The organism is Pseudomonas sp. 2995-1, from assembly GCF_002742505.1.
Taxonomy (GTDB): Bacteria; Pseudomonadota; Gammaproteobacteria; order Pseudomonadales; family Pseudomonadaceae; genus Aquipseudomonas; species Aquipseudomonas sivasensis.
This window is the reverse complement of record NZ_LJSA01000332.1, coordinates 630216-646621: the sequence shown is the minus strand read 5'-3', so window position 1 is coordinate 646621 and position 16406 is coordinate 630216. Positions and strand designations below refer to the sequence as shown.

At 56.0% G+C, this 16406-nt stretch carries 15 protein-coding genes; 12 read left to right on the top strand and 3 right to left on the bottom strand.

Annotated elements, in window-relative coordinates; genetic code table 11:
- A complete protein-coding gene (yidC, locus tag AOA61_RS11930) occupies positions 1-1683 on the top strand; it encodes a membrane protein insertase YidC (RefSeq protein WP_032885153.1) in 1683 nt (560 codons plus the stop codon).
- Between the two features lie 79 nt (positions 1684-1762).
- Positions 1763-3133, top strand: a complete 1371-nt coding sequence (gene mnmE, locus AOA61_RS11925; protein WP_032885154.1) for a tRNA uridine-5-carboxymethylaminomethyl(34) synthesis GTPase MnmE — start codon at positions 1763-1765, stop codon at positions 3131-3133.
- Positions 3134-3152: 19 nt separating this feature from the next.
- On the opposite strand, the gene AOA61_RS11920 is transcribed toward mnmE, so the two are convergent.
- The 3 genes from AOA61_RS11920 to AOA61_RS11910 form a co-directional block, all read right to left on the bottom strand.
- A complete protein-coding gene (locus AOA61_RS11920; RefSeq protein ID WP_099601807.1) occupies positions 3153-5591 on the bottom strand; it encodes a TonB-dependent siderophore receptor in 2439 nt (812 codons plus the stop codon).
- An 88-nt stretch (positions 5592-5679) separates the two neighbouring features.
- Entirely contained in the window at positions 5680-6624 is a 945-nt protein-coding gene (locus AOA61_RS11915) for a FecR domain-containing protein (protein WP_099601806.1), read from the bottom strand.
- Positions 6624-7130: a sigma-70 family RNA polymerase sigma factor gene (locus AOA61_RS11910; RefSeq protein WP_099601805.1), complete on the bottom strand. Its 507-nt coding sequence runs from the start codon at positions 7128-7130 to the stop codon at positions 6624-6626. Before AOA61_RS11910 ends, AOA61_RS11915 begins: the two co-directional genes overlap by 1 nt.
- Positions 7131-7695: 565 nt before the next feature.
- Here AOA61_RS11910 and mnmG point away from each other — a divergent pair.
- From mnmG to atpA, 10 genes are all read left to right on the top strand, one after another.
- Entirely contained in the window at positions 7696-9588 is a 1893-nt protein-coding gene (mnmG, locus tag AOA61_RS11905) for a tRNA uridine-5-carboxymethylaminomethyl(34) synthesis enzyme MnmG (protein WP_095185320.1), read from the top strand.
- Positions 9585-10229: a 16S rRNA (guanine(527)-N(7))-methyltransferase RsmG gene (rsmG, locus tag AOA61_RS11900; RefSeq protein ID WP_099601804.1), complete on the top strand. Its 645-nt coding sequence runs from the start codon at positions 9585-9587 to the stop codon at positions 10227-10229. The genes mnmG and rsmG overlap by 4 nt, the downstream gene beginning before the upstream one ends.
- An 18-nt stretch (positions 10230-10247) precedes the next feature.
- Positions 10248-11045 carry a ParA family protein gene (locus AOA61_RS11895; protein WP_032885161.1) on the top strand — a complete coding sequence of 266 codons (798 nt, stop codon included), beginning with the start codon at positions 10248-10250 and terminating at the stop codon, positions 11043-11045.
- Positions 11046-11054: 9 nt separating this feature from the next.
- Entirely contained in the window at positions 11055-11927 is an 873-nt protein-coding gene (locus AOA61_RS11890; RefSeq protein ID WP_016970690.1) for a ParB/RepB/Spo0J family partition protein, read from the top strand.
- Between the two features lie 148 nt (positions 11928-12075).
- Positions 12076-12483 (top strand): F0F1 ATP synthase subunit I, encoded by a 408-nt coding sequence (locus AOA61_RS11885; RefSeq protein WP_010565865.1) that lies wholly within the window; start codon positions 12076-12078, stop codon positions 12481-12483.
- Positions 12484-12499: 16 nt separating this feature from the next.
- Positions 12500-13369, top strand: a complete 870-nt coding sequence (gene atpB, locus AOA61_RS11880) for a F0F1 ATP synthase subunit A (RefSeq protein WP_017736231.1) — start codon at positions 12500-12502, stop codon at positions 13367-13369.
- Between the two features lie 133 nt (positions 13370-13502).
- Entirely contained in the window at positions 13503-13760 is a 258-nt protein-coding gene (gene atpE / locus AOA61_RS11875) for a F0F1 ATP synthase subunit C (protein WP_002555987.1), read from the top strand.
- A 56-nt stretch (positions 13761-13816) separates the two neighbouring features.
- Positions 13817-14287, top strand: a complete 471-nt coding sequence (locus tag AOA61_RS11870) for a F0F1 ATP synthase subunit B (protein WP_008439543.1) — start codon at positions 13817-13819, stop codon at positions 14285-14287.
- A gap of 12 nt (positions 14288-14299) precedes the next feature.
- Positions 14300-14836 carry a F0F1 ATP synthase subunit delta gene (locus AOA61_RS11865; RefSeq protein WP_032885165.1) on the top strand — a complete coding sequence of 179 codons (537 nt, stop codon included), beginning with the start codon at positions 14300-14302 and terminating at the stop codon, positions 14834-14836.
- Between the two features lie 21 nt (positions 14837-14857).
- The gene (atpA, locus tag AOA61_RS11860; RefSeq protein ID WP_003177064.1) at positions 14858-16402 is read left to right on the top strand and encodes a F0F1 ATP synthase subunit alpha; all 1545 of its coding nucleotides are present in this window, start codon (positions 14858-14860) and stop codon (positions 16400-16402) included.
- Positions 16403-16406: the final 4 nt, after the last annotated feature.

The following is a 16406-nucleotide window of genomic DNA, read 5'->3' as shown; positions in this document are numbered from 1 at the left end:
ATGGATATTAAACGCACGATCCTGATCGTCGCCCTGGCAATCGTGTCCTACGTCATGGTTCTTAAGTGGAACCAGGATTATGGCCAAGCTGCCCTGCCGACTCAGAATGTTGCTACCAATCAGGCTGCCCCGGCTATTCCGGACACCCCGCTGGGTACCAATGCTTCCGCGAGTGCAGATGTTCCCAGCGCGAATGGCGAGACAAGCGCCCCTTTAGAAACGCCAGTGGTCACCAATAAAGACCTCATCCTCGTGAAAACGGATGTGCTCGACTTGGCTATCGACCCACAAGGTGGTGATATCGCGCAGTTGAAACTGCCGCTGTATCCACGTCGCCAAGACCATCCGGATGTACCGTTCCAACTGTTCGATAACGGTGGTGAACGTACTTATCTGGCGCAAAGCGGTCTGACCGGCACTAATGGTCCGGATGCGCGCGCTACCGGTCGTCCGGTTTATTCGACCGAAAAGAAGGTTTATCAACTGGCTGATGGCCAAAACCAGTTGAACGTCGACCTGAAATTCAGCCTCGACGGCGTCAACTACATCAAGCGTTTCAGTTTCACTCGCGGTTTGTACGACCTGAAGGTCACTTACCTGATCGACAACACCAGCGAAAAACCTTGGAGCGGCAATCTGTTTGCCCAACTCAAGCGTGATGGCAGCTCCGATCCTTCTTCAAGCACCGCTACTGGTACCGCTACCTACTTGGGCGCAGCCCTGTGGACAAGTAACGAGCCGTACAAAAAAGTGTCGATGAAAGATATCGACAAAGGCGCGCTGAAAGAAACCGTTCAAGGCGGCTGGGTTGCCTGGTTGCAACACTATTTCGTGACCGCCTGGATCCCGAACAAGGGTGAAGCCAACCTGGTTCAAACCCGTAAAGACAGCCAAGGTAACTACATCATTGGCTTTACTGGCCCGGCGTTGACCGTCGCTCCAGGTGCCAAGGCTGAAACCAGCGCTACCCTGTACGCCGGCCCGAAAAGCCAGGCCGTGCTGAAAGAGTTGTCCCCAGGTCTGGAACTGACTGTGGATTACGGCATTCTGTGGTTTATTGCCCAGCCTATCTTCTGGCTGCTGCAACATATCCACAGCATTGTGGGTAACTGGGGCTTCTCGATCATATTCCTGACCATGCTGATCAAGGGGATCTTCTTCCCACTGTCGGCTGCCAGCTACAAGTCGATGGCCCGTATGCGTGCCGTTGCTCCGAAACTGGCTGCGTTGAAAGAGCAGCATGGTGATGATCGGCAGAAAATGTCGCAGGCCATGATGGAGCTGTACAAGAAAGAGAAGATCAACCCGTTGGGTGGATGCTTGCCTATTCTGGTGCAGATGCCGGTGTTCCTTTCGCTGTACTGGGTACTCCTGGAAAGCGTGGAAATGCGCCAGGCACCGTTCATGCTGTGGATAACTGATCTGTCGATCAAGGACCCATTCTTTATCCTGCCGATCATCATGGGCGCGACCATGTTCATCCAGCAGCGTCTGAACCCAACACCGCCGGATCCGATGCAGGCTAAAGTGATGAAAATGATGCCAATCATCTTCACCTTCTTCTTCCTGTGGTTCCCAGCTGGTCTGGTTCTGTACTGGGTGGTCAACAACGTTTTGTCGATCTCTCAACAGTGGTACATCACACGTAAAATCGAAGCGGCTACCAAAAAAGCCGAGGCGTAATTTACTCTGTGGATAACCACTCAAGACGCCCCCTAGTGGGGCGTTTTGCTTTCCGTCACTTTTGTTCTGGAACCTGCTGATGAGCGCTCCTCGTGAAACCATCGCTGCTGTCGCAACCGCTCAAGGTCGCGGCGGTGTGGGTATCGTTCGAATTTCCGGGCCCCTCGCCGGCATGGCAGCCAAGGCCATCAGCGGCCGGGAATTGAAACCGCGGTATGCCCATTACGGCCCGTTTCTGGATGCAGACCACAGCGTATTGGATGAGGGTCTGGCCCTCTATTTCCCTGGACCTAACTCTTTCACCGGTGAGGATGTCCTGGAACTGCAAGGCCACGGTGGTCCTGTAGTCCTGGATATGCTGCTGCAGCGTTGCCTGCAATTAGGCTGCCGTCTCGCCCGGCCGGGTGAGTTCAGTGAACGCGCGTTTTTGAATGACAAGCTCGATCTGGCCCAGGCCGAAGCTATCGCGGACCTGATCGAAGCGAGTTCCGCACAGGCCGCACGCAATGCGTTGCGTTCGCTGCAGGGGGCATTTTCCCTGCGTGTGCATAACTTGACCGAGCAATTGATCAGCCTGCGTATCTACGTAGAGGCGGCGATTGATTTTCCTGAGGAAGAGATCGACTTCCTCGCCGATGGCCACGTATTGGCAATGTTGGATAAAGTCCGCGAGGAGTTATCCACAGTGCTGCGTGAAGCGGGGCAAGGCGCCTTGCTGCGCGATGGCATGACGGTGGTCATTGCCGGTCGCCCCAACGCGGGTAAGTCCAGCCTTCTGAATGCCTTGGCCGGACGTGAGGCTGCCATCGTCACCGAGATTGCCGGCACCACCCGGGACATCCTGCGCGAACATATCCACATCGACGGCATGCCGCTGCACGTGGTTGATACCGCAGGCTTGCGCGATACCGATGACCAGGTGGAAAAGATCGGCGTAGAGCGCGCCCTCAAAGCCATCAGTGAAGCAGACCGCGTATTACTGGTGGTTGATGCCACTGCGCCTGAGGCTGCGGATCCTTTTGCCCTTTGGCCGGAGTTTCTTGAACAACGACCTGACCCGGCTAACGTCACCTTGATCCGCAACAAGGCTGACCTGACAGGCGAAGCCATCGCGCTTGAAATGGGTGAGGATGGCCACGTCACGATCAGCCTGAGCGCCAAGTCGGCGGGTAATGGCCTGGAATTGCTGCGCGACCATCTCAAGGCCTGCATGGGTTACGAGCAGACCTCGGAAAGCAGCTTCAGTGCGCGTCGCAGGCACCTGGAGGCACTGCGTCATGCCAGTGCGGCCCTTGAGCACGGACGCGCGCAGCTGACCTTGGCGGGGGCAGGGGAGCTGCTGGCCGAGGATCTACGTCAGGCACAGCAGCTGCTGGGGGAAATCACCGGCGCCTTCAGCTCCGATGATTTGTTGGGACGGATCTTTTCCAGCTTCTGCATCGGTAAATAGCAACGTTATCCACAATGGTTTACCAGTTGTAGGACACCGTACCGAGCAAGGTACGGCTGTCACCCCAGTAACAACGCCCTGCATCGTTGCAACCGGATACATATTCCTTGTCGAACAGGTTCTTGGCATTCACATCAACCGACCAGTTTTTGTCGAACTGATAGCCAACGGATGCATCCACCAAGGTGACGCTTCCCGCGTCCAATTTTCCGTACAGCGTGGGCGCGGTGTAGGAAAAGGTACTGTCGAAATAACGCACGCCCGCCCCCAGGGACAACCCCTTGAGCTGACTGTCGAGGAATCGGTATTTGCCCCATACAGACGCCTGATTCCGCGGCACCCCGGTCAGTTGGTGCCCTTCGACCAGAGAAGTAGCGGAGTCCTTAGTGATTCGAGCGTCAGTGTAGGTGTAGGCCGCCGTTAAATTCAGGTTAGGCGTGACGTTGCTGTTGACCTCGACTTCAACGCCCTTGGACCGACTTTCGCCTACTTGGCGGTAGCTGTTAGTGGTGGCGTCGAGGTAGGTGTCATCTTCCTTGCGCAAGTCATACACCGACACAGTCATTGCCGTATCCCAGCCGATCGGTTCGTACTTCACGCCTACTTCGTATTGGCTGCTGGTAATCGGCTTCAAGGGTGAACCGGCGTTGGAAATCTGCTGTACCGGCACGAATGCAGTGGAATAGCTCACATACGGCGTCAGGCCATTGTCGAACTGGTACATCACCCCGCCTTGATAGGTGAACTTGCGATCTTCAGAGCCGGTATCGCTGGCCTTGTTGACCTTGTCGCGGAAATCACTCTCGACCCAGTCCTGACGGCCACCCAACAGGAATAACCAGCGGTCATACTTGCTCTGCAGCTGTGCATAAACCCCTTTCATCTGCTGTTCGAGCAACGTGTTCTGTACTGCCAGAGGCGTGGTCGGATCGCGCAAGTAAACAGGGTTATACACATCGATGGTGCCGGCGAACCCGGCATTCCAATCTTGATTGAAAGAAGTACGGTCGTAGCTGGCGCCGAACAGCAGGGTATTTTCCAGCCCGCCGACCTGAAATTTGCCTTCCAGCTGGTTATCCAAGGAATAAACCATCGACTTGTTGTAGCGATCGTAAGCGTTCATGTTCAGCCGAGTCCCGAAACCGCCGTTGTTCAATTGGCCCGGCCAGGTTTCGTGACGGTTGATACGCGACTGCATGTAGCGCGAGTTCTGGCGGAACTGCCAGTCGTCATTGAAGCTATGAGCGAGCTCATACCCCGTGCTCCAGGCTTCCCGTTCGAAGGTGTTCCAGTCTGGATTCCCGAGCATGGTGTGCTTGGACAACTTACCGTTGGGATTCGTCAGTAACGTGCCGGCAGCTGGTAGGCCGAGTTCCAGGTTGGTGTGATCCTTCTGGTAGCTGGCGAGCAGGGTGAGGGTGTTGTAGTCGTCGAAATTCAGGGTCAGGGAGGGAGCAACGTAGAGGCGATCATCCGGCACATGATCAGTCTGGGTATCAGACTTGCGCCCCAGCATCACCACGCGTCCAAGGATGTCGCCGCTGTCGTTGAGCGGACCGGAGATATCTACACCCACCTGACGGCGGTTATTCGAACCATAGCCCAGTTGTACCTCGCCTTGCGGCGTGGCGGTTGGATGTTTACTGACCAGGTTTACCAAGCCACCGGGGGCATTTTCACCGTAGAGCAGCGACGAAGGCCCACGGAATATTTCGACCCGCTCCAGGCTATAAGGCTCGCTGGTGGTGTCGTACCGATTGCCCTGAACACGTAGTCCATCACGCAGCAGGCCGTAGCCATAGTCTGTGGCGTTGAAACCGCGAATGAAGAACAGGTCACCGGCCAGACTATCGCCGGCAGCGAAGGGCGGGGCGAAAATACCCGGCACGTAGCCCAGTACTTCGGTAAGGGACTGGGACTTCTGGTCCTTGATGCGCTGACCGGTGACGACCGATACCGAGCGCGGTGTTTCCGACAGTGGCGTGCTGGTTTTGGTCCCAATCCGGCTGTTTTGAGCTTTGTAGCCCACATCCCCGGCGATCTCCTGATTGAAACCGTCCAGTTGAACCGTGCTTACAGTCGTAGGCGCAAGGGTCAGTTCTCCTGTGGGCGCCGCTTGCAATATGTAGCTACCAGGCGCCTGGGCCACAGCCTCTAACGCTGAGTTTTGCAACAGCAGCGCAAAGCCCTGCTCCACCGAATAGTCCCCCTCAAGCCCAGGGGTGTTCAAATGAGCGGTCTGCTGGGGCGAAAAGGATAGGATCACATTGGCCCTGGCCGCAAATTGGCTCAAGGCGCTGTCGAGCGGACCTGCGCCAATAGCGAAGTGCTGCACCACACTGGCTGCAAGGGCACCTGTTGATAACAACCCGCAGGCAGCGGCGGTAGAGGTAAGCAGCAAACCGTAGGTCAGGCCGTGGCAGGAGAGTCGCTGGCGAAGCTTAGGAGGAAGGCGCATAGGTGGATAAACCCTGAAGGTAGCGTCGTGATTACCTGTAGGGCCGCGTCAGGTAAAAAAAAGATAACCCTGTGGATTATTTTTTTGCTCAGCCGATTCGCTTCACCGAAACCCAGTAACGGGTGAAGTAATTGACCTGGATCGGCAGCGTCGCTTGCAGGTTGGCCAGCACCGCATCGGTGGAATCCAATCGGAATGTGCCGGAAACCCGCAGGCGCGCCGAAGCTGGATCGCATTGCAGGACCCCAGGTCGATAACGACCGAGCTCGTCGATCACATCGCCGAGCCGGGCATCGAGCACGATCAATTGTCCGTCGACCCAGGCAGCTTCAGCTCCGCTGTAAGGTTGGCTTACCCCTACGCTTTGCCGATTGAATTGCGCACTCTCGCCTGCAACGAGCAGCCGGCTGAGGTCTGGTCGATCAGTGGGTGAAATGCTGACGCGGTCTTCCAGCACTCCGACCCGTGTGAAATCCGCCAGTTGGCGCACAGTAAAGTGTGTCCCCAAAGCCTGGATGCGACCCTGCTGAGTCTCAACATAGAAGGGCATCTGCGCGCCCGACTTGCCAGTGTGGATAAGAACTTCGCCTTCGCGCAGGCGTATCAAGCGCTGGCGTCCGTCGAACAGCACATCAATGGCGGTTTGGGTATTCAGGTCAATCCGGGTGCCGTCGGCCAGTTCGATGCGCCGGCGCTTGCCCAAAGGTGTACGGAAATCGGCCCAAACATTGCCCAGGGACGTATGTTGCTGAACATTCCACCCCAAGTAACCGGTGCTGCCGAGTACCAGCATCCACTTGAGCACCTGGCGACGTTGCTGTGTGGCCGACAAAGCGCGGCGAGTGAAATCCTGGGGCAAGGCACCCAGGCTGCGTTGCAATTGCTCCAGCTGATTCCACGCCGCCTGATGGGACGGATCGATGTTGAGCCATTGCTGCCAGGCATGGCGCTCGGCCGCTGTGGGCGTCTGGGATTGAAACTGCACGTACCAGCCGGCGGCCGCCTCGAAGGTCTTGCGATCAGGCGCTGCCATTACAAGGTGGCCATGATCATTGAACATTCGGTCAACGCGCGAACCATGTGCTTCTTCACGGTCGTCAGTGACACCTGCAGTTGATCGGCGATCTGTTGATAAGTCAGGCCGTCAATCTGCGACAGCATGAAGATCCGCCGCGAGCGTTCGCCCAAGCTGGCGAGAGCTTTATCCACAGCCACCAGGGTTTCGATGATGATCGCCTTATCTTCTTCACTGATGGCAGTGGCATCAGGACGCTCGGCCAGGCTTTGCTTATAAGCCTGTTCAATGGCGTGACGCCTGTAGCGGTCAATTACCAGACCCCTGGCGATGGTCGCCAGATAATCACGTGGCTCAAGGATCTGCGCCGCATGGCGCCCACCAAGAATGCGCACGAACGTATCGTGTGCGACATCGGCCGCATCGCAGGCGTTATGCAACTTACCTCTGAGCCACCCGTGCAACCAAGAATGGTGCTGTTCGTAAATATGCTGGACGGCAACCGTGTGTGAAGGAGTAGACATAGGGTGCGAGAGGGTAGGTTAATGATAATCGCTATTATTAACTGCACTGCAGATTTCTCACAATAGATCTCTTTTTACGCTGTTCACTTCCGAGTCGAAGGATTTCGGTGGCTTCACCGAGACCTCGTTATAGCGTGTTTGCTCGATTTCTGTGGATTAAGCCCTGTGAATAACCGCCCCTGTGCCCAGTTGATAATAGGGCTTGAAACCTGAGCAAAAACCCCTCTGTGGGTAAGTACCTGTTTAATCCACAGGCTTAGCGTACTTATCCAAGGGCCTCATTGGCACATGACCACAGACTTTTGAATCTCTGTACATACCGTAAATAAAGGCCTGTAGAGATCTATCCACAGAAATGATGCTCAGTAGAAATAAACATAAAAACAAAGATTTAATAAATTTCTCTCTTTTAATTTCTATTGTCTGTGATTCATCCACAGCTGGTTAAATTTTGTGCAAAGGGTTCTTTAGGAAGGGCTAAGTCCCTATACTTGCCGCCAAAGCTCTAAAACCAGTTCAATCAATCAATTCCTAATTACCTACTTAAGCAGGCACGAGGTGCGTGGTGGATTTCCCTTCCCGTTTTGAAGTGATCGTCATCGGCGGCGGTCATGCCGGTACCGAGGCAGCACTGGCGTCAGCACGCATGGGCGTAAAAACCCTGTTGCTCACGCACAACGTGGAAACCCTCGGTGCAATGAGTTGCAACCCCGCCATTGGTGGTATCGGCAAAAGCCATCTGGTCAAGGAAATCGACGCCCTTGGCGGCGTAATGGCCATGGCAACCGATAAGGGTGGTATTCAATTTCGCGTTCTCAACAGCCGCAAAGGCCCGGCAGTGCGCGCCACTCGGGCACAAGCTGACCGCATTCTGTACAAGGCTGCTGTACGTGAAACCCTGGAAAACCAGCCGAACCTGTGGATATTTCAACAAGCAGCGGATGACCTGATCGTCGAACAAGACGTGGTGAAGGGCGTTGTCACCCAAATGGGTCTGCGCTTCTTCGCAGAATCTGTGGTTTTGACCACCGGAACCTTCCTTGGCGGACTTATCCACATCGGAATGCAGAATTATTCCGGTGGCCGTGCCGGTGATCCTCCGTCGATTGCTTTGGCAAAACGCCTGCGTGAATTGCCGCTGCGTGTCGGTCGCCTGAAAACCGGAACCCCGCCGCGTATCGACGGGCGTTCTGTGGATTTCTCGTTGATGACTGAGCAAGCGGGCGATACGCCGATCCCGGTGATGTCGTTCATGGGTTCCAAGGAGCAACACCCCAAACAGGTGAGTTGCTGGATTACCCACACCAATGCCCGAACTCACGAGATCATTGCCGCGAACCTCGACCGTTCGCCGATGTATTCCGGTGTGATCGAGGGGATTGGCCCGCGCTATTGCCCATCGATCGAAGACAAGATCCACCGCTTTGCCGACAAGGAGAGCCATCAGGTCTTCATCGAACCCGAAGGCCTGACTACTCACGAGCTGTACCCGAACGGGATATCTACTTCCCTGCCGTTCGACGTGCAAATCCAGATCGTGCAATCGATTCGCGGCATGGAAAACGCACATATCGTGCGACCTGGCTATGCCATCGAGTATGACTACTTCGATCCTCGTGATCTGAAGTACAGCCTGGAGACCAAAGTGATCGGCGGGCTGTTCTTCGCCGGCCAAATCAATGGCACAACCGGTTACGAAGAAGCCGGCGCCCAAGGTTTGCTGGCCGGGACCAACGCCGCATTGCGTGCACAAGGCAAAGACAGTTGGTGCCCGCGTCGCGATGAAGCGTACATCGGTGTGTTGGTGGACGACCTGATTACCCTGGGTACCCAGGAACCGTACCGGATGTTCACTTCTCGGGCGGAATACCGTCTGATCCTGCGCGAAGACAACGCCGACCTGCGGCTGACCGAAAAAGGCCGCGAACTGGGGCTGGTCGATGACGTGCGCTGGGAAGCCTTCTGCAAAAAACGTGAAAGCATTGCGTTGGAAGAGCAGCGCCTGAAAGGCACTTGGGTTCGCCCCGGTACCGAACAAGGTGATGCAATTGCCGAGAAATTCGGCACGCCGCTGACTCACGAGTACAACTTGCTGAACCTGCTGTCACGTCCGGAAATCGACTACGCTGGCTTGGTCGAAGTGACGGGCGGCGGCGCAGAAGATCCACAGGTTGCCGAGCAGGTCGAAATCAAGACGAAGTACGCCGGTTACATTGACCGCCAGCAGGACGAGATTGCTCGTCTGCGCGCCAGTGAAGACACCAAGCTGCCTGTGGATATCGACTACACCGGGATTTCCGGGCTTTCGAAAGAAATTCAGAGCAAGCTGGGGATAACTCGACCAGAAACCCTGGGTCAGGCTTCACGTATTCCCGGCGTCACCCCGGCAGCCATTTCGCTGTTGATGATTCATTTGAAAAAACGCGGCGCGGGCCGTCAGTTGGAGCAAAGCGCTTGAGTTCGTTGGTCACCCTGCAACACGCCGAAGAGTTATCCACAGGTGCACGCCAATTGGGCGTCGATCTGACGTCCGCCCAGCATGAGTTGCTGTTGGGCTACCTAGCCCTGTTGATCAAATGGAACAAGGCTTACAACCTCACGGCAGTGCGCAATCCCGATGAGATGGTGTCCCGGCATTTGCTCGACAGCTTGAGCGTGATGCCATTTATTCAAAACGGTCGCTGGTTGGATGTGGGCAGTGGCGGCGGCATGCCAGGTATCCCTTTGGCCATCCTGTTTCCCGAGTCCCAAGTGACCTGCCTGGACAGCAATGGCAAGAAAACCCGCTTCCTGACCCAGGTCAAACTCGAACTCAAGCTGGATAACCTTCACGTTATCCACAGCCGTGTCGAAGAATTCACGCCTGAACTGCCTTTCAACGGAATTGTTTCCCGGGCGTTCAGCAGCATGGAGAACTTCAGCAACTGGACACGCCACCTGGGTGACCGCGATACCCGCTGGTTGGCAATGAAGGGCGTCCATCCGAGTGATGAGCTGTTAGCATTGCCGGCAGACTTCCACCTCGATAGCGAACACGCCTTGGCCGTACCAGGTTGCCAAGGCCAACGCCATCTGCTGATACTGCGCCGCATGGCATGATTGGGAACACAAGCAAGAATGGCTAAGGTATTCGCGATAGCGAACCAGAAAGGTGGCGTGGGCAAAACCACCACCTGCATCAACCTCGCAGCATCCTTGGTAGCTACCAAGCGACGGGTGCTGTTGATCGATCTCGATCCACAGGGCAACGCCACCATGGGTAGCGGTGTGGATAAACATGGCCTGGAAAACTCGGTCTACGACTTGCTGATCGGCGAGTGTGACCTGGCCCAGGCCATGCACTATTCCGAGCATGGCGGTTATCAATTGCTGCCGGCCAACCGCGATCTGACTGCGGCGGAAGTGGTGTTGCTGGAAATGCAGATGAAAGAAAGCCGTCTGCGCAGCGCCTTGGCGCCGATCCGCGAGAACTATGATTACATTTTGATCGATTGCCCACCGTCGCTGTCGATGCTGACGCTCAATGCGTTGGTGGCTGCCGATGGGGTGATTATCCCCATGCAGTGTGAGTACTACGCACTGGAAGGTTTGAGCGACCTTGTGGATAACATCAAGCGTATCGCCGAATTGCTCAACCCAAACCTGCAGATCGAAGGGCTGCTGCGGACCATGTTCGATCCGCGCCTGAGCCTGATGAACGATGTGTCGGCACAGCTCAAGGAACACTTCGGCGAGCAGCTTTACGACACCGTGATTCCGCGCAATATCCGTTTGGCCGAAGCGCCAAGCTATGGCATGCCTGCGTTGGCGTATGACAAATCGTCCCGTGGCGCCATCGCCTACCTGGCTCTGGCTGGCGAGATGGTTCGCCGCCAACGCCGCAACTCCCGCACCGCTGCAGCCCAGCCAACTTAAGGAATCCCCATGGCCGTCAAGAAACGAGGTCTCGGACGTGGACTGGATGCACTGTTGAGTGGTCCGACCGTCACATCGCTTGAAGAACAAGCGGTGCAGGCCGACGAGCGCGAGCTGCAGCACCTGCCTCTGGACTTGATCCAGCGCGGCAAATACCAGCCACGCCGTGACATGGATCCCCAGGCGTTGGAGGAACTGGCCAATTCGATCAAAGCTCAAGGCGTGATGCAGCCGATCGTGGTGCGCCCGATTGGTGGCGGTCGTTTTGAAATCATCGCCGGTGAACGCCGCTGGCGCGCCAGTCAGCAGGCCGGCAAAGAGACCATTCCCGCGATGGTGCGCGATGTGCCTGATGAAACGGCGATCGCCATGGCGTTGATCGAGAATATTCAGCGCGAAGACCTCAATCCGATCGAAGAAGCGATCGCCTTGCAGCGCCTGCAGCAAGAATTCCAGCTGACGCAGCAACAAGTGGCCGAAGCGGTGGGTAAGTCCCGCGTCACCGTGTCCAACTTGCTGCGCCTGATCGCTTTGCCGGAAGTCATCAAGACCATGTTGTCCCATGGCGATCTGGAAATGGGCCACGCCCGTGCTTTGCTCGGTTTGCCGGAAAATCAACAGGTTGAAGGGGCGCGACACGTTGTCGCACGAGGGCTTACCGTTCGTCAGACTGAGGCCCTGGTTCGCCAGTGGCTGAGCGGCAAACCTGCACCGGTCGAGACGGCCAAACCTGATCCGGATATCGCGCGTCTCGAGCAGCGCCTGGCCGAGCGCCTGGGCTCTGCGGTACAAATTCGCCACGGCAAGAAAGGCAAAGGGCAATTGGTCATCGGATATAACTCCCTTGATGAGCTTCAGGGTGTCCTTGCCCACATCCGCTGAAACATTTGCTTATGTAGCGTGTGATCGGAAATCACTACCCGGCAGTTGAATAGGGGCAGAACCGCCCCTATACTCTGCGCGCATTTTGTCGGCACAAATTATGCCAAGTTATTGATTTCCGGCAGCCGACTATTGAGGAGCAAGAGTGATGGAAACCCGCACGCCAAACACGTTGCCCTTCCATCGCTTGGCTGTTTTTCCGGTTTTATTGGCTCAATTTGTCATTTTGCTAATCGCCGCATTGGCGCTTTGGTACTGGCATGGAGTCGTAGCCGGATATTCGGGACTTTGCGGAGGCCTGATAGCCTTGCTGCCCAATATGTATTTTGCTCACAGGGCCTTTCGGTTTTCCGGCGCCCGAGCAGCCCAGGCTATCGTCCGGTCTTTTTATGCCGGCGAGGCGGGGAAACTGATTTTGACGGCAGTGCTGTTTGCACTGACCTTTGCAGGTGTAAAGCCATTGGCGCCGCTGGCTGTATTCGGCGTCTTCGTGTTGACCCAACTGGTCAGCTGGTTCGCTCCCCTGCTAATGAAAACAAGACTTTCGAAACCTTAGGGCGTTTGAGGCAACCATGGCAGAAACAACCGCTTCGGGCTATATCCAGCACCACTTGCAGAACTTGACCTTCGGTCAGCTTCCCAACGGCGGCTGGGGCTTTGCCCACTCCGCAGCAGAAGCCAAAGAAATGGGCTTCTGGGCTTTCCACCTGGATACTCTGGGCTGGTCGGTCGCTTTGGGTCTGATCTTCGTCCTAATTTTCCGCATGGCGGCGAAGAAGGCGACTTCCGGTCAGCCAGGTGCTTTGCAGAACTTCGTTGAAGTATTGGTCGAATTCGTCGATGGCAGCGTGAAAGACAGCTTCCATGGCCGTAGCCCGGTGATTGCACCGTTGGCACTGACCATCTTCGTCTGGGTGTTCCTGATGAACGCCGTCGACTTGATCCCGGTTGACTGGATTCCTCAGTTGGCCATGGCGATTTCCGGCGACCCGCATATTCCATTCCGTGCCGTATCGACCACTGACCCGAACGCTACCCTGGGCATGGCCCTGTCGGTATTCGCGCTGATCATTTTCTACAGCATCAAGATCAAGGGCATCGGCGGCTTCATCGGCGAATTGACCCTGCACCCGTTCGGCAGCAAGAACATCTTTGTTCAAGCCCTGCTGATCCCGGTGAACTTCCTGCTGGAATTCGTGACCCTGATCGCCAAGCCGATCTCCCTGGCCCTGCGACTGTTCGGCAACATGTATGCCGGCGAGCTGGTGTTCATTCTGATCGCTGTGATGTTCGGCAGCGGCCTGCTCTGGCTTAGCGGCCTGGGCATTGTTCTGCAGTGGGCGTGGGCTGTGTTCCACATCCTGATCATCACCCTGCAGGCCTTCATCTTCATGATGCTGACCATCGTCTACCTGTCGATGGCGCACGAAGAGAACCATTAAGACCAGTCTCGACTAGTCTGATGTCCTTCCCGGTGAAACGGGAAGGTGGCCCACCAGGGCTATGAAACGATTTGTTTTACCGCTTTAAAATCTAAAAAACCTAAACCATACGACGTAAAAGTCGGGAGGAAAGATGGAAACTGTAGTTGGTCTAACCGCTATCGCTGTTGCACTGTTGATCGGCCTGGGCGCCCTGGGTACTGCCATTGGTTTCGGCCTGCTGGGCGGCAAATTCCTGGAAGGCGCAGCGCGTCAGCCAGAAATGGTTCCAATGCTGCAAGTTAAAATGTTCATCGTCGCCGGCCTGCTCGACGCCGTGACCATGATCGGTGTTGGTATCGCTCTGTTCTTCACCTTCGCGAACCCTTTCGTTGGTCAACTCGCCGGTTAATCACTCGTCTTTTCGAGTGATTGGTGTGTTGTGCAACGAATGAGCGAGGTATTGGCGTGAACATTAATGCAACCATTATTGGTCAGTCCTTAGCGTTCTTGATTTTTGTCGTTTTCTGCATGAAGTTCGTATGGCCTCCGGTCATCGCAGCTCTGCACGAACGTCAGAAGAAGATCGCGGATGGACTGGACGCTGCAGCACGAGCAGCTCGCGACCTGGAGTTGGCCCAAGATAAAGCGGGTCAACAACTGCGCGAAGCGAAAGCTCAAGCAGCCGAAATCATTGAGCAAGCCAAGAAACGCGGTAACCAGATCGTTGAAGAGGCTGTTGAAAAAGCCCGTATCGACGCTGACCGTGTGAAGGTTCAGGCTCAGGCCGAGATCGAGCAGGAACTGAACGGTGTCAAAGACGCGTTGCGTGCCCAACTGGGTGCTCTGGCCGTCGGCGGTGCTGAGAAGATCCTGGGTGCCACAATCGATCAAAACGCGCACGCGGAGCTGGTTAACAAACTGGCTGCTGAAATTTAAGCGAGGGCGATCATGGCAGAATTGACCACGTTGGCCCGACCTTACGCTAAGGCAGCCTTCGAGCACGCCCAGGCCCACCAGCAGCTGGCCTCTTGGTCAGCCATGCTCGGCCTGGCTGCAGCAGTGTCGCAAGACGACACCATGCAGCGCGTGCTCAAGGCCCCGCGACTGACGAGCGCAGACAAGGCCGCCACTTTTATTGAAGTGTGCGGCGACAAGTTTGATGTGAAAGTGCAGAACTTCTTGCACGTCGTTGCCGAAAACGACCGTCTCCTGCTTCTGCCGGAGATTGCCGCTCTGTTCGACCTGTACAAGGCCGAGCAAGAGAAATCGGTAGACGTTGAAGTCACCAGTGCTTTTGCATTGAACCAAGAACAGCAAGACAAACTCGCCAAGGTTCTCAGTGCACGACTCGACCGGGAAGTGCGCCTGCAAGTTGCGGAGGATGCCACCCTTATTGGTGGTGTCATCATTCGCGCCGGCGACCTGGTTATCGATGGCTCGATTCGCGGCAAACTCGCGAATCTTGCCGAAGCATTGAAATCTTGAGTTTGAAGGGGCAGCAGAGCAATGCAGCAACTCAATCCTTCCGAAATAAGTGAAATTATCAAGGGCCGCATCGACAAGCTCGATGTGACCTCCCAAGCCCGTAACGAAGGCACTGTCGTCAGCGTATCTGACGGCATCGTGCGGATTCACGGTCTGGCCGACGTTATGTACGGCGAGATGATCGAGTTTCCGGGCGGCGTCTACGGTATGGCCCTCAACCTGGAGCAGGACTCCGTAGGTGCCGTTGTATTGGGCGCATACACCAGTCTTGCTGAAGGCATGAGCGCCAAGTGCACAGGCCGCATCCTGGAAGTTCCGGTTGGTAAGGAACTGCTGGGTCGCGTAGTCGACGCACTGGGTAACCCTGTTGACGGTAAAGGTCCACTGGGCAACACCGAGACCGACGCGGTCGAGAAAGTTGCTCCAGGCGTGATCTGGCGTAAGTCGGTAGACCAGCCTGTACAGACTGGCTACAAGGCTGTCGATGCCATGATCCCTGTCGGCCGTGGCCAGCGTGAGCTGATCATCGGTGACCGTCAGATCGGTAAAACCGCTCTGGCAATCGACGCGATCATCAACCAGAAGAACAGCGGCATTTTCTGCGTCTACGTAGCTATTGGTCAGAAGCAATCGACCATCGCCAACGTGGTTCGCAAGCTGGAAGAAAACGGCGCCCTGGCCAACACGATCATCGTGGCTGCCAGTGCTTCGGAATCTCCTGCGCTGCAATTCCTGGCACCGTACTCCGGTTGCACCATGGGTGAATTCTTCCGCGACCGCGGTGAAGACGCGCTGATCGTTTATGACGATCTGTCCAAGCAAGCAGTGGCTTACCGCCAGATTTCCCTGCTGCTGCGCCGTCCACCAGGCCGTGAAGCTTACCCAGGCGACGTGTTCTATCTCCACTCCCGTCTGCTGGAGCGTGCATCCCGCGTTTCCGAAGAGTACGTAGAGAAGTTCACCAACGGCGCAGTGACCGGCAAAACCGGCTCCCTGACCGCTCTGCCGATCATCGAAACCCAGGCTGGCGACGTTTCCGCGTTCGTTCCGACCAACGTGATTTCCATCACCGACGGTCAGATCTTCCTGGAATCGGCCATGTTCAACTCGGGCATCCGCCCTGCAGTGAACGCCGGTGTTTCGGTATCCCGTGTGGGTGGTGCCGCTCAGACCAAGATCATCAAGAAGCTCTCCGGTGGTATCCGTACCGCTCTGGCTCAGTACCGTGAATTGGCGGCATTCGCCCAGTTCGCTTCTGACCTGGACGAAGCGACCCGTAAGCAACTTGAGCATGGTCAGCGCGTTACCGAGCTGATGAAGCAGAAGCAATACGCCCCAATGTCGATCGCTGACATGGCGTTGTCGCTGTATGCCGCTGAGCGTGGGTTCCTGACCGACGTTGAAATCGCCAAGGTCGGCAGCTTTGAACAAGCGCTGATTGCTTACTTCAACCGCGATCACGCCGAATTGATGGCGAAGATCAACGTGAAGGGTGACTTCAATGACGATATCGACGCTGGCATGAAAGCCGGTATCGAGAAGTTCAAGGCCACCCAAACCTGGTAAGCCG

What these genes read in the sequence shown, in the direction of transcription:
- AOA61_RS11890 (WP_016970690.1), top strand. Translation starts at nt 11,055, where the DNA reads ATGGCCGTCAAGAAACGAGGTCTCGGACGTGGACTGGATGCACTGTTG.
- AOA61_RS11910 (WP_099601805.1), bottom strand. Translation starts at nt 7,130, where the DNA reads ATGTCTACTCCTTCACACACGGTTGCCGTCCAGCATATTTACGAACAG.
- AOA61_RS11865 (WP_032885165.1), top strand. Translation starts at nt 14,300, where the DNA reads ATGGCAGAATTGACCACGTTGGCCCGACCTTACGCTAAGGCAGCCTTC.
- atpA (WP_003177064.1), top strand. Translation starts at nt 14,858, where the DNA reads ATGCAGCAACTCAATCCTTCCGAAATAAGTGAAATTATCAAGGGCCGC.
- AOA61_RS11885 (WP_010565865.1), top strand. Translation starts at nt 12,076, where the DNA reads ATGGAAACCCGCACGCCAAACACGTTGCCCTTCCATCGCTTGGCTGTT.
- atpB (WP_017736231.1), top strand. Translation starts at nt 12,500, where the DNA reads ATGGCAGAAACAACCGCTTCGGGCTATATCCAGCACCACTTGCAGAAC.
- AOA61_RS11895 (WP_032885161.1), top strand. Translation starts at nt 10,248, where the DNA reads ATGGCTAAGGTATTCGCGATAGCGAACCAGAAAGGTGGCGTGGGCAAA.
- yidC (WP_032885153.1), top strand. Translation starts at nt 1, where the DNA reads ATGGATATTAAACGCACGATCCTGATCGTCGCCCTGGCAATCGTGTCC.
- atpE (WP_002555987.1), top strand. Translation starts at nt 13,503, where the DNA reads ATGGAAACTGTAGTTGGTCTAACCGCTATCGCTGTTGCACTGTTGATC.
- AOA61_RS11920 (WP_099601807.1), bottom strand. Translation starts at nt 5,591, where the DNA reads ATGCGCCTTCCTCCTAAGCTTCGCCAGCGACTCTCCTGCCACGGCCTG.
- mnmE (WP_032885154.1), top strand. Translation starts at nt 1,763, where the DNA reads ATGAGCGCTCCTCGTGAAACCATCGCTGCTGTCGCAACCGCTCAAGGT.
- AOA61_RS11915 (WP_099601806.1), bottom strand. Translation starts at nt 6,624, where the DNA reads ATGGCAGCGCCTGATCGCAAGACCTTCGAGGCGGCCGCCGGCTGGTAC.